13 protein-coding genes and 1 pseudogene are annotated in these 13,213 nt (G+C 30.6%); 11 read left to right on the top strand and 3 right to left on the bottom strand.

The window, feature by feature from the left end; genetic code table 11:
• Positions 1-178: 178 nt before the first annotated feature.
• The 4 genes and pseudogenes from BLS98_RS18910 to groEL form a co-directional block, all read left to right on the top strand.
• On the top strand, positions 179-1,567 hold the full coding sequence (locus BLS98_RS18910) for a DUF3696 domain-containing protein (protein WP_089738376.1): 1,389 nt from the start codon (positions 179-181) through the stop codon (positions 1,565-1,567).
• 140 nt (positions 1,568-1,707) lie between these two features.
• Positions 1,708-2,418: a hypothetical protein gene (locus BLS98_RS18905; protein WP_139166159.1), complete on the top strand. Its 711-nt coding sequence runs from the start codon at positions 1,708-1,710 to the stop codon at positions 2,416-2,418.
• 272 nt (positions 2,419-2,690) lie between these two features.
• Positions 2,691-3,647, top strand: coding sequence for a hypothetical protein (locus BLS98_RS18900; RefSeq protein WP_089738372.1), 957 nt, complete (start codon positions 2,691-2,693; stop codon positions 3,645-3,647).
• Between the two features lie 276 nt (positions 3,648-3,923).
• Positions 3,924-4,102 (top strand): annotated as a pseudogene (groEL, locus tag BLS98_RS23690) (chaperonin GroEL); the annotation flags it as partial.
• A gap of 398 nt (positions 4,103-4,500) precedes the next feature.
• On the opposite strand, the gene BLS98_RS18895 reads toward groEL, so the two are convergent.
• The 3 genes from BLS98_RS18895 to BLS98_RS18885 form a co-directional block, all read right to left on the bottom strand.
• Positions 4,501-5,223: a hypothetical protein gene (locus BLS98_RS18895; protein ID WP_089738370.1), complete on the bottom strand. Its 723-nt coding sequence runs from the start codon at positions 5,221-5,223 to the stop codon at positions 4,501-4,503.
• Complete coding sequence (locus tag BLS98_RS18890) at positions 5,216-6,328, bottom strand: AAA family ATPase (RefSeq protein ID WP_089738368.1); 1,113 nt, start codon at positions 6,326-6,328, stop codon at positions 5,216-5,218. Before BLS98_RS18890 ends, BLS98_RS18895 begins: the two co-directional genes overlap by 8 nt.
• 253 nt (positions 6,329-6,581) lie before the next feature.
• Entirely contained in the window at positions 6,582-6,839 is a 258-nt protein-coding gene (locus tag BLS98_RS18885) for a helix-turn-helix transcriptional regulator (protein ID WP_089738366.1), read from the bottom strand.
• A 518-nt stretch (positions 6,840-7,357) separates the two neighbouring features.
• Between BLS98_RS18885 and BLS98_RS18880 the strand changes: the two genes are divergently transcribed.
• From BLS98_RS18880 to BLS98_RS18850, 7 genes are all read left to right on the top strand, one after another.
• Entirely contained in the window at positions 7,358-7,882 is a 525-nt protein-coding gene (locus tag BLS98_RS18880; RefSeq protein WP_089738364.1) for a hypothetical protein, read from the top strand.
• Between the two features lie 204 nt (positions 7,883-8,086).
• On the top strand, positions 8,087-8,866 hold the full coding sequence (locus BLS98_RS18875; protein WP_089738361.1) for a hypothetical protein: 780 nt from the start codon (positions 8,087-8,089) through the stop codon (positions 8,864-8,866).
• Between the two features lie 173 nt (positions 8,867-9,039).
• Entirely contained in the window at positions 9,040-9,537 is a 498-nt protein-coding gene (locus BLS98_RS18870) for a hypothetical protein (protein ID WP_139166158.1), read from the top strand.
• 160 nt (positions 9,538-9,697) lie between these two features.
• The gene (locus BLS98_RS18865) at positions 9,698-10,726 is read left to right on the top strand and encodes a hypothetical protein (protein ID WP_089738358.1); all 1,029 of its coding nucleotides are present in this window, start codon (positions 9,698-9,700) and stop codon (positions 10,724-10,726) included.
• 382 nt (positions 10,727-11,108) lie between these two features.
• Positions 11,109-11,516, top strand: a complete 408-nt coding sequence (locus BLS98_RS18860; RefSeq protein WP_089738356.1) for a helix-turn-helix domain-containing protein — start codon at positions 11,109-11,111, stop codon at positions 11,514-11,516.
• A 34-nt stretch (positions 11,517-11,550) separates the two neighbouring features.
• Positions 11,551-12,171, top strand: coding sequence for a hypothetical protein (locus BLS98_RS18855; RefSeq protein ID WP_089738354.1), 621 nt, complete (start codon positions 11,551-11,553; stop codon positions 12,169-12,171).
• Between the two features lie 383 nt (positions 12,172-12,554).
• Positions 12,555-13,010 carry an NTF2 fold immunity protein gene (locus BLS98_RS18850; RefSeq protein ID WP_089738353.1) on the top strand — a complete coding sequence of 152 codons (456 nt, stop codon included), beginning with the start codon at positions 12,555-12,557 and terminating at the stop codon, positions 13,008-13,010.
• Positions 13,011-13,213 lie beyond the last annotated feature (203 nt).

The raw sequence follows: 13,213 nt of genomic DNA, 5'->3' as shown, positions 1-13,213 counted from the left end.
ATTAAAACAGCTATACAAAAGCAGAGTGCTTTTTTGATTTAGAAAAAGTTTAATAGAGGAGCCAGCTTAAGTATTAGAAAGGTTGTATTATTTTTAATTAATATTTATTGTATTTTCGTTTGGATGAAATAGAAGCTCAAAAACATTAGCAAAAATTAAATAATAAAATTATTTTTTAATGAAATTAAACATACATAATTTTAGAAATTTCGATGATCAGGATTTGAATTTTTCGAGAGTAAATATTCTTATTGGCGAAAATAGTGGAGGTAAAAGTTCACTACTAAAGTTTTTATTATCTCTCAAACAAACAATTGATTCCCCGTTGGAAAGTAACTTAAAGCTCAGAGGTGACTATACTGATTTGGGTAATTACAATGAGGTTGTAAGAGGGAAAATTAAATCTAGAAAAATTAGATTCACATTCTCTGAAACTGATAAATATTTAGAATTTTTCTTTAAATTTATAAATCGTTTTGAAAAAGAAGACCCTGAAAAAGAGGACAAAATAATTGCCGATTTAATACATGGGATATCTAAAAGTAAAAGTGAAACGAAAATCAAATTTGAGATAAGCTCTCTTTTAAATAATCACAAAAATATAAATACAGTTATTTCAAATGACCAATTTGGTGAAATAATAATTTCTAGTAAAAAAAGAGATTTATATGACACCGAAAGGGAATTATCTTCAAATATGATTGTTAAATTGTACAGTCACGAATTTGTACTGGAGAATTGTACAACAATCAAAGAAGGTTTTTTCACATTATTTGAATCTGAAATTAAGAAGAAAATTTTTTCTCAACAAATAGAAAATCATTTTGAAGTATATTATAAAATTATTTTTTTACTTATTTTTCAAAATTATATATTTGATTACATAGAAGGACTCAGGTTTGTTAATCCTATTGGTAATTCTCCAAAAAGATTATATTTTCAAGAAGACAAAAAATCTAATTACAAATTAATTGACATTGAAAAATTCATTAATATTCTTGGAGATCCAAGTCTCTCAAAAAGAGAGTTTTCTAGTAAAATATCATTATTAAATAATATAATAAAGAAATCAGGAATTGCAGAAGAAGTGAATATCGTAAAAGATCAAAATTTGCCTGTCTTAGCACTTAATGTCAAAACGAAAGGTTTTTGGGCAAATATTACAGATGTCGGATATGGTGTCTCACTACAAATACCTATATTATTTCAAGCAATTCTTTCTGAAAATTTCACACAAAGTAAAGAAACATTACTTATCGAACAACCTGAAGTACATTTACATCCTTCATTACAAGCAAAATTTATTGATACATTATTAAGTATTGGTAATAAAAATCAATATATAATAGAAACACATAGTGAACACATTATTAGAAAATTACAAGTACTAGTAAAAAATAAAGAGCATAATTTAAAACCTGAAGATATAACAATTCACTATTTCAAAAGGTCAGATAAAAAATTTGAAATTACAGAACATCAGATTGATAAGAATGGAAAATTATTTCCAAATTTTCCTTCAGGATTTTTTGATAATACATATAATCTTGTTAAAGAATTACTTTAATGACTATACTACCTTCCATAGATATCTTCGAAAAATACATCTCAAATTCGAGAGACATATCTTTTAGTGATATAAACTCAATATTTTTTAATGAAAATATCGACTTTCTTTTAACTTCCAACTATTTAGATTTCTTAGAAATGAATTTCGGAGAAAACGAAATCCTACAGTCATTAATAGTAGAACTTTCTGATACAAATAGAATTTCTGTTAATGCTAAAGATAATAATTGTGATGATATTTATGAAAAATTGTATGTGGATAATGTCGAAGAAATTGACTGTTTATTTGCAATTTCTTTAGATAGCGAACATACGATTGACCATTTCAAATATTCGAGAAAGAGTAAACAAACTAAGAATAAAGAATATATCCTCTATGAATTATTAAAAAAATGTAATATTACTTTTTATCATTATGATTTTAAGAGCAACACTGAAATTCAAAATTTCATCAAACTTATTTTTAATTTACCAAAAAAATTAAGCCAAATATTAATTTATAATAGGTACTCTGAGTACAATTATTTTCAATTCCTAAAAGGAAAATCAATACAATATTTTAATTTAATTCCAAAAAATAAAACAAGTCAAAGAAAATTAGAATATATTCGAATAAATTCTGATTTAAAAACCAATTTAGGTAGAAATCTAGTATTAAAAACAACAGATGATCTAAAACTCTTGCATGAAAGGCAGGTTTTTTTCAATTATTTTATTTTACATACGGATCAAGCATTTGATAACCTTCTGATAACTGAACTAAATTGGAAAATCCAAGTAAATATTGACAGAAAACAATGTTTAAATGAGTGGTCGAAAAAGAATAGGCAGTTTGTAAATCTTAATTAACACCAACCGGATAGCAAAAATTTGCAATCCGTGACAATTTTCCCCTCGCTACCACACGATTGTATCATGTGGTTTTGGCTTTTAGACTATATTATTAGAATGTTTAATTTATAAAATTTACACCACACGAAAGGATTCGTGCGGGAGCAGGGGAAATAGTACATTTATATTTTACATTTAATGATTAATAAATAGATCGCTAAAACCAAAACAATAGTAGCGCAATGCGTAAATTTGGATGTTGTACGATATTTTGACCGAAAAAAAGAAAAATGAAAAACATATTAATTTTTGCTCTAATTTTTAATGTTTTATCTTGTAAAGCACAAGAATTTGAAAAATTATCTATTTCAAAAACAGATGATTCCGAACTGTACATTAATGATGATGATTCTACAGAATTATTTTATTATAAATATGTACCAAAAAGTAGTATTAAAGGTGTTTTAGTAATTATCCCTTCTGGTGGAGAACTCGTTGAAAATACATTAAAACAAATAACTCTGCCAAAAATAGCAGTTGAAAAAGGAATTATGGTCATTGTTCCATCAATAAATTGGGGAACAGATAATCGAGAAGCAGAATTCAAATTACTTGATAAAATTTTCAGTGAAATTGTCGCAAAGCATAAAGTACCGAAAGATAAATTTATAATCGGGGGACTTTCAAGTGGCGCAATGATTTCTTTAACTTACGCTGAAAAGGCAACTAAAAATCCGGAAAAGTTTTTTCTAATACCAAAAGGAGTTTTTGCCTTAGACGCTCCTTTAGACCAAGCAAGATTTTATAAATATTGCGAAAGAGAAATCGAAAGAAATATTTACAAGCCTGCAGTAGAGGAAGCAAAATGGATAAAGAATAATTGGGACTGTATTTATGGAGGATCTCCAGATAAATTTCCAGAAAAATATCTGGAAAATTCTATTTATTCTTATGGAGCAAAAGATGGCGGAAACGCAAAGTATTTAAAAAAAATGCCTCTTTTAATGTTTACTGATTTGGATACAGATTGGTTAATTAATCAAAGACATCGTGACTTACATGATTGGAATGGAATTGATATCATCTCAATGATAAACCAATTAAAAATAATGGGAAATGAAAACGCTAGAGTAATAGTTAGTCAAGGAAAAGGAGTTCGATTAGACGGAACGAAAAATCCACATTCTTGGTCAATTATGGATTCCGAAGTTTGCCTGAATTGGCTACTAGAAACATTGGAAAAATAAAAATATCGCGCAACAGGCGTTTGGCAAGATTGCAAATTTTGTAGTAAATTCATGTTTACAGTTCGCGAAAAATTTCATCTTTGATAGAAAATAATCGGTTGTGTATAGAACAATTGAACACCCTTAAAGCACAAGGCAAACCCTTCGAATATACTTCTTTTCCTCAACTGGGATACAATACTTCCTCCAGCAAAGATACAGCCCCTGTTGATACTGCCGTCCAATGAATACAACAGAAAGATTTCAATAGCCAAAAATCTAAATCTTCAAAATAGAGAATGCGTAAACATGTTTGAAACAGAAATCATAGCCCCAACTAAAGTAACAAGAGTTGCTTTTGAAAACGCAGCTTATGTATCTGGAATGCTTCTTACAACTGAATGTGTAATCACTGAAGTGAAGAGCGCTGAACCCTAGCTATGCCAATGAGTGGTGGAATGCCAGGAATGATGTAATAACGTCGTTGAGACAAATTTAATATATTAACCGCTCTGCTTTTGTAGGGCGTTTTTTTTATCTGTAAGTTTTAGACAAAGGTACCTGGATTGGTATCCTTGTCAAGGTTTAAAACCTTGACAAGGATATGCAACAAAAGTAACAAGAGTTGCCCTTGAAAATTCTGCTTCTGTATCTGGAATGCTTTTAACAACTGAATGTGTTATCAATGAAGTGAAGAGCGCTGAACCAGCTATACCAAGAATGATGTAATAGCTTCTCTCTGAGACAATTTAATACATTAACCGTTCTATTTCACAGGGTGTTTTTATTTAGAATATGATTTTTTTTTAGTAAAAAAATAATCTATGATTCTTCCCAATTTTCATCATTTGTAATGATAAAAATTAAAACAATATTATTTTAATAACTTCTTCAATTTCTCATTGCCATAATAATCATGAATAAAAACCGGAAAAGAATTTAGTACAGATACTTCTGAATTTACATTTATATAATTTTTTCTTTGATTATTAAAAACATCTAATTGGGAATATAAATCTCTAGGATATGTATAACTATTATTTACAATATAATTTCCTTTTTTTAGATGTTCTCTAATTATCCATTTCCAAGTATTTTTATTATATGAATTAAAATCAATAATTTTCCTACTACAATTTGCATTTACAATTTTCTTATATTGTATATTTTCCTTGCATTTTACTTTTAAGTTCTTAAAACAACCTCTTTGGGGAAAATGTTTCAAAGATTCAATCATAGGATAGCTAATATAAAGTTTTCCTTTTTCCGTTTCCTCATCAAAAAAATTCAAGAGTTTTTCAAGCTTTTCGTCACTCGCTATAGGATCATGACCATCATAATCAAAAAACAAATAGATTTCCGCAAAATTTGATGTATTATATTTTTTTAATGATTCTTCATTTTGTTTTCTCTCTCTCAATAATGTAAATGTATCTAAATCTTCATCTTCTTTAATCTCTTTATAAATTTGATAAATAGTAGAACAAAAAGCACAAGTAATAATAGTATTTTCTTTGATAAAAAATTTCCTCAAATTTTTCACAATACTTGCTTCTGTTTTTTCACCTTCAAAAACAAACAAAATATTCTTAGCCATTGAATGATCCTGCTTTATACATTTTTTCAATATTGTGAGCTTCTCTCAACTCTTTAGATGATCTTTTAGACAAAGACCTTATGCCTTTTTTATCTAGCAAGAAATAGCAATCAGGTCTCAAAAGTTCATTAGTAATAATTGATGTGTTATGAGTTGTTAAAACAAATTGTATTCCTGTATTCTTTAATTGATTAACAATTAAAGCTGAAAGTTCATGATGATAAAATGCATCAAATTCATCAACAAAAATGAATCTTATTTTCGTTTCATTCGTTACTTTCTTAAACCAGTAATAAAATAATGCTAAAGCCCTTGTTCCCTGTGATGCTATACTAAAAAATGGGATATGCTTACCATTAAAATCAAAAACTAGAGTCTTTTTTTCTAAACTTTCTATTACGTCTAATTTACACTCGATTCCAGCCTTATTAAAAAAAGTCTCAAGTTCTTTTATATCATACTTTTCAACAAACTCATCATGCACATTTTTATTACCTAATTCATATCCTAAATACTGATTTTTTTGTAAAGATCTAAAAAATAACATGCCTTCAATAAAATCAAAAAACTTATTAAAAATCTTATTATTTTCATTATCTTCTAATGATGTATTATTTTTAACATATTTGAGTATTGATAATTCATTATTTTTTATCTCTGTCCTAAGGTTTTCAGCACCTTCAAAATTAAAATTTGCATTATCAGATAAGGTTCTATCGATAAATGCCAACTCCAAATCATCAATCGAAAATCTTTCAAAAATTAAACTCTTATAATCTGTCTTTTTGTATTCATATACTACTTTTTTACAATCGATTAAAAATTCAAAGTAAAATTCAGCGCAATCAGCATCATTGTAAGCATTTAAGTAATAAGAATACTCAGACTCTGATTTATTTTGATCAGTTAAGTGTTCAATAATATCAAATAATGCTAGCCCAACATTTGATTTGCCTACACCATTATGTCCATAAATTAGAGCATTATTAACTATGCCATTTACTACACATCCATCATTAAACGTATATCCATTTGTATCTGTTAAGTCAAACGAAAAATTTTTTTCAAAACTTTTAAAGTTTGAGACTTTAAATTTAGCTAACATATGATTCTTAATTATATTTCAAAGATAGTGAAAATTACAATCCGTAATTTTTTTACGGATACTTTTTTACAATAATTAATATTTGTTACTCAAACTAGGAAAAGTTTGTACAAATAAAATCATCATATCATTTACCTATCCCTATTTTCTATCCCAAAATTTTCCCCCTGCGGTGCAAAGTCTCCTGACTTTGAACCAATAAAAATAATCCTTAAAAAATAAGCTCCAAAGTCTTCAAAATTCGGAGCTTATTTTATTTATCTAATTCAGAATAATATTCTTCAAAATCAAAAACAATATCAAATAATTCCTTTGGGTGTATTCTTAATCCAGTTGCAATTTCAATAAGAGTACTGAGTTGACAATCAATCTTATTATTAGCAACATCACTAATCCTTGCAGCCGTAACATTACATCTTTCAGAAACCTTAGAATATGGAGTTTCTCCTTTTATTTCTTTTATTTTTTCTGAGACCATTCTTTTGATTTCATCAGTCTTAAACTCGTTCATAATCGCACTGTTTAGTGCAAATTGTAATTATTAGCATAAATTATCATTACCGAATTCGGTAATATAAAGATATTTTTATTATATTTGGAAAAGATTACTCATTAGAGTAATTTTGCGATACTTCAAAGAAATATACAAGCTATTGCTTAGAGTCTTGTCATAGAAAACTGGTAATTTTTAAAGCAACAAGATGATAAGTATGAAGCTCACGACCTAGGCGTGGGCTCTCTTATCTGTTGCACGGTATACCAGTACCTCTATGACGGATATTGTAGAGTCTCATGCCGTTTTTATTTTCATGCTGTTCTGCCTTTCTACAATCATCTTTTTCTAAGCCTGCTTTACCACATAAAGTATTATGATACGGTACAATGGGGTGTACAATCCATTGCGGCTTTAGGGCTTTTAGAAAACACAAATTCTATTATATTCATTCGGCTTGTATAGACAGGAAGTTCAGGCATTGCAGAACTTACTTCTTTACTGCCGTAAAATCGTACAATAAAAAATACACACTCATGAAAAAAAACAGAACAGACTTTCAATCCCGGCTTGGGAAAAGCCGGAAGAAGCATTATAGCTTACAGCAGATGGAAATATTTTTTCAGCTCAATGATCTGGTAGCCACCAAAGAACTGTTAAACAGCATTATGAGCTATGCCCTTAAAAGAAATAGCTGGATAAAAGAGGATCCTTCCGTCATTTACCATTTTCATCAGGCGATGCGTTCATTCATCCGTACAGGCTACTTCATCATGCTGAAGGAAAAGAAATTGGTGGTCAATACTGAGTTGAAAGAGGTATCTCCGTTGGTTCTTGGGTTGCTTTCTGAGAGAGAATACCAAAACCCTATGTTGGTGTTTAAAAAAGCATTCAAAGAATACAGCATCAAAGAATTTGATTATTTTATTTCCGGAATGGTTTATTTCTCAATGGGAATCTATGATAAGCTACCAGAAAGGAACATGATAAACCCATACATTCATCTGCTTAAAATGCTGGATGCAGCGTATCTTATTATTGAAAGGAGAGGAAAAGAATAAAGGTAGTCTTGCTACGCGCTGCACAAAATCTCCTTGCTACTGCACAAGTGTATCGTTTGGCTTTCACCTTTAATTTATATTATTATCATGTTTAATCTATAATACTAAAACCGTTCTTTTCAGAACGGTTTTTCGTTATTCATTATTTTAGCATAACCGGAACTTTTATATCTTTGAGAAATAACCGTGTACGAAAACTAATTTATGGGACTATTTGACCTTTTCAGGAAAAAAGAAAAAATGCAGACTGAAGAACAGCCAGCACAAAAAGAAACCGAATCTTATCTCGGCGATTTAGACAAAACCGATATTGTATACAAACTTATTCAAATGCCTCCAGTAGAAAGAGACGAAAAGTGGCAGCAAACATTCTTAGAAAATATTGGTCATGCAAGTTTCCGCTGCGGAGATCCGCAAGTTGTTACAGGGCCCGACGGGTTTCCTTATTTTCAACTTTTCTTACCGGAACCTAACCAGCCTTTTCAATGTTATGTTATTGACAATATGAAGGATGATTTCTTATTATCATCAGGTTTTGGCGTGGTAATCAATCCAACCGAAAATAGAGCAGATTGGGTGTTATCTTACGGTGATATTCTGAATTTTTATTTGAATAAAACCTTTTACACAACAACAGCATCCGATTTCTCAAATGGAACACGCACCGAGACAATTACGGAAGATGAGAAAGTAATGGTAGGTCAGCCATCAGAAATTCTTTTACCTCAACAGACCAGACAGCTCCTTGCAGATTTCCTGAAGGCTAATGGCATAGTTACTCCTAAAACATTGCTCATGATGCGGCAGAAAAAGGATGGAACAGGAGTTTCACAAGATCTTGTTTTCAATGTAACACCCCATCATTTTAAAGATGAAAATACGTACAGAAGTGTTATGCAAGCAATCAGCTGGTATCTACCTAAACATTATTCATATATTGGTATGGATGAAAATAGCTTAGGAGCTGATTTTATATCATTATAAATTCTAGATTAGAACAAAGGAATAGATAGACCTAATACGAGAAGTCTCCCAACTTTGAGCTACAAAACAAGTTATCCTAAAAAAAGAACTGACTCAATAACAAATCGTGATTTTGCACTCTTAAAACCTTACGAACTAAGACTAAAATCCGTTACCAAAATATAGAAACAACCATGAATTTCATAAAGAAACACTTCTCAGAATCAAAAAAGAAGATATCCATAATTTTAACCTTACAGATTTCGGAATCAGATTTAGACAGTTTTGAATATGTAAACTTTAAAATTATAAATTGTTTTGATATGCCCGAAAAGTATGAATATCATTCGTCAAAAGAATATCAACTCAAGAAGCTTGAATACATTTCTGACGAGATCATGAATTCAGAGGGCAATATTTTAATCTGTAATACGGGATTAAGTATTACAGACTTTGATACCCTCTCTGAAATGCTAAAACTGCACGAATTAGCCATCAACAAAATTTTAATACCCAACGAATCCAAAAGAAATAAAAAACTGGCTGATGGACAGGAAGCATATAGAAATCACAGTCGCTGGCTCCATTTTTACCCCGGAGAAATTGAGGATATATATAACGAATTTGAAGCAGAAATTAAAAGCTTAAAAACAAGGTGTGAAAATACCGAAACGAAAATATTGGAAATATAAAACCCGTCTAGAGTGACAACACAGAACACTACTAATAAATAATTTACAACAAACAATAAGATATTATAAAAAATATAAACCAATAAACACCATCATAATCAAAACTATATGTAAATTTGAAAAATTTCAACAAAATAACCATATAAAACTTAAAAGAACAATGAAGAAATTGATCTTAATGACTTTTTTAACGTTCTCGTTAGTAAGTCACGCTCAGGATTTGAAAAAAATTGAAAAAGAAAAAGCAAAGCTTCAACTTTTTGAGGAAGAAAAATTTCCTGAAGCCTTCAATGAAATCTACAAAAAGAATGTTGGAAAAGTTTTGTTTTCCAATACTAAAACTGAACGAGCACTTCCCGCTTCAGCATATATAACAACATTTACCTTAGGAGACAAACTATTTCTCCGAGGATTCTATGAGCACTCTATTTCAAACAGTATATTATTGCAATTGGTAGAAAGTGGCATGAAGACCAAGGACATTAATGGATGGAAAGATTCTTTTGATTCCCAGACCAGATTGATATCAAACCTTTATTTTGATGGTCAGTTCATAGCTTCTTCAGGAAGAGATGAATATTTAAATGAAGAGGATTTGACAAGGAAAAACTTATCAATGAAACATAGCCTCAACGATGGTACGGAAACTCTATGGAAGGGAGAAATTCCTTTTCAGGAATTGTTGGGCAGACAAGACTTATTGACCCCAGGGAAGCACACACTAAAGATAGTACAGGTTCCTTTAAAGACCTTTGGGAGTGGTTCCGAGTTTCAGTATAAACCGATAGCTACGGGTGAGATTGAAGTCATTGTACCCAAGGAAATAAAATTCAATGAATCCGATTGTTTTCCAAAAGCAGCCCTCAAGGATGTAAAGATGGAAGCAGAAACACTTAAGGCTATAAAAAAATTCTATAAGGACGGTGCCCCTAATGCATTCAAAGTAATCTTAACCAGCAATGAAATGAAGATCATCAGACAAGAATACACTGGTGTGATCCTTAGAAAAGCTTATGATGCAGCTGTGGTTTCAAAAAAAGGAGACGAAGTATGGTATAATTATTACACATTCCACAAAGAATATAATGGTTCAAAATATGAAGAGGCAGTCGTAAACGATGATGTAGCAACCTCCATACGAGGCGGTGGAAAAGTAGTGAATAAAGGCTGTCTTAAGTTTTTAAAATAATAAAAAAACATCAGTAAAATATTAAACTAGCTAGGAAAGATCTCTCAGCTTTGTACTCATAAACAATCCGAAGTCATAAGGCTTCGGATTTATTTTTAATAACAAACCGATGTGCCCCTGCTCTGTTCCGCAAAGTCTCCCGACTTTGCGGAAAAATAAATAATCCAGAGTCAGATTTAGTACAATAAAGTACCTCCAACCTCTTCCATACCCTGCTCCGCAAAGTCTCCCGACTCTGCGCTCAAAAAATAAATAATCCTAAGTAGTAGACTTCGGATAACAAACAACAATATAGCTTTTTCTCCTTAGATAAAATACCCCCACTCCCCCATTTCCTATCCCCCAACTTTTACTTATATTTGTTTCTATAACGTACACAAATATGCAAAACAAAAAAATACATCAGGGAAGGAACATCAAGCGTTTTCGTGAGATGCTGGGCATCAAGCAGGAGGCTTTGGCTTTTGATCTTGGTGAAGACTGGAACCAGAAGAAAGTTTCTCTTTTAGAACAAAAAGAAAAAATTGAAGAGGATAATTTAGAAAGAATTTCCGACATCCTGAAAATTCCGGTGGAAGCTATTGAGAATTTTGATGAAGAAGAGGCAGTGAATGTAATTGCAAATACTTTTGGGGATCACAGTATTGGATACCAGAAAAATGACAACCCTATTTTCAATCAGATTGAACAGGTACTTAAATTACACGAAGAAAAAATTGCACTGTACGAAAGAATGCTAAAAGAAAAAGATGAGATGATGGCCAGACTAGAACAGCTGATTCAGAAATAATGATAAAAACTCTATAAGCCACATTATTTCATTAATGAAACTGTCAATAACCATTACTATTTTTGCTACAATAATTTTAAGCTCTTGTTCAGAGAAGTTTCAAAAATTATCTTCAAAAGAATCTGATCCAGAAAATCTGCTCAAAAAAATAAAGCCCAATAACAATGTTTCATATTGGCAGGTTGAATATTTCCCAGATTTTGTAGATGAAACAGAAGGCCCAAATATCATATTTTCAAAAGGTAATTATTCAATTGAAACCACAGTTAAACCTCCCAATAATACAAATGATTGGAATGGTTTCTTCACCGGATGCCAGCCATTATTTTGTGCCTATCGAATAGTATATCTGGAAAATGATATCTGGAAAACAGCAAAATCAGAAGAAGATCTAAAAAATTTTATTGGCATCATCGATAATGAATATGAAGCCTTCTTAATTGGAAAAATAAATGACTATGAAATAGATTCTTATTCTCCCGAAGGAAACGGCTTTATAAAAGACAAAAACGGCTATAATGTAAAGATGATGAAATACAATAGCTGCCCTGAGTCAAAAGAAAGTTTTACTCTTTTTATTAATAACTCTGGTAAAATAACTGCAACTAAAAGCAATGGTTTTTATTTGAAAAGTAAAAACTGTATTGTATATTAAAAATGTCCCCTCGCTGCCACATGATTGTATCGTGTGGCTTTGACTTTTAAATTATATTATTGGAATGTTTAATTTATAATACCACACGAAAGGATTCGTCCGGTAGCACGGAATACCAGAAATGATGTAATAGTATATGGCAAAGACAAATTTAATATATAAAACCGCTCTCCTTTTGTAGGGCGGTTTTTTGCTATCTTAATGCAAAATATAGTTTACCCTTAAGAGAATATATTTAGATATTTTAAATGAGTAGAAAAAGATAAACAGTAATGTCGTTCTATAGTTGCAATAATACATTAATAACTATGTGTCTATAATATTTCCACAATGTGTAAATTTGGAGGTTAGCTGCAACTTTAGACCAGACATCACTTAACAAAATGGATTTCGACAAATACATAGAAAACACTTTACCAGACACTGATAGAACATCAATGGACACCATTATTGAGTTCGTAAAAGTTTATAACAAATGGGCTAACGACTGCCATAATTTGGTAAAAGCAGACCGAACTAAATTAGATGAACTCACAAAAATAGATAGTGTAGCAAGAAAAGTTTTGCAGAGCATTTACAACAAATATTGCACTTCAAAAAATAGACAATATCAAAGGGAACATACAGGTTATTTTTTCTATGGTGGGACTTATAACTCAAGCTCCGAAATTGTAATTTGCACAGCATTAACAAAAAATAAAGTAGAAATACAAACGGCAAAAATTAAAAACATAGCAACGTCGAAAAAATATATCGTAGTTAAACAAGGACAAATTTGGAAAATTGACACCGTGGAAAGTCTAGCAGGGAACAACAAATGGACACCTGATTCTTTATAAATTTTTGACAACAGAAATGACGAAGATATTTACTTTTATCAAATTGTTTGACAAAAACGCAACAGCTAAAAAGAGGATTGGCAATAGTTGAAGATAACGTTCACTGATTCCTTTGGCTTTTAAATTATATTACTGGAATGTTTAATTTATAATACCACACGAAAGGATTCGTGCGGTAGCGCGGGGACTTCGGATAGCTGTGT

It is taken from the genome of Chryseobacterium jejuense (assembly GCF_900100075.1).
GTDB classification, from domain to species: Bacteria; Bacteroidota; Bacteroidia; order Flavobacteriales; family Weeksellaceae; genus Chryseobacterium; species Chryseobacterium jejuense.
Note: the sequence above shows the minus strand (reverse complement) of the source record. Positions and strands in the feature narration are given on the sequence as shown.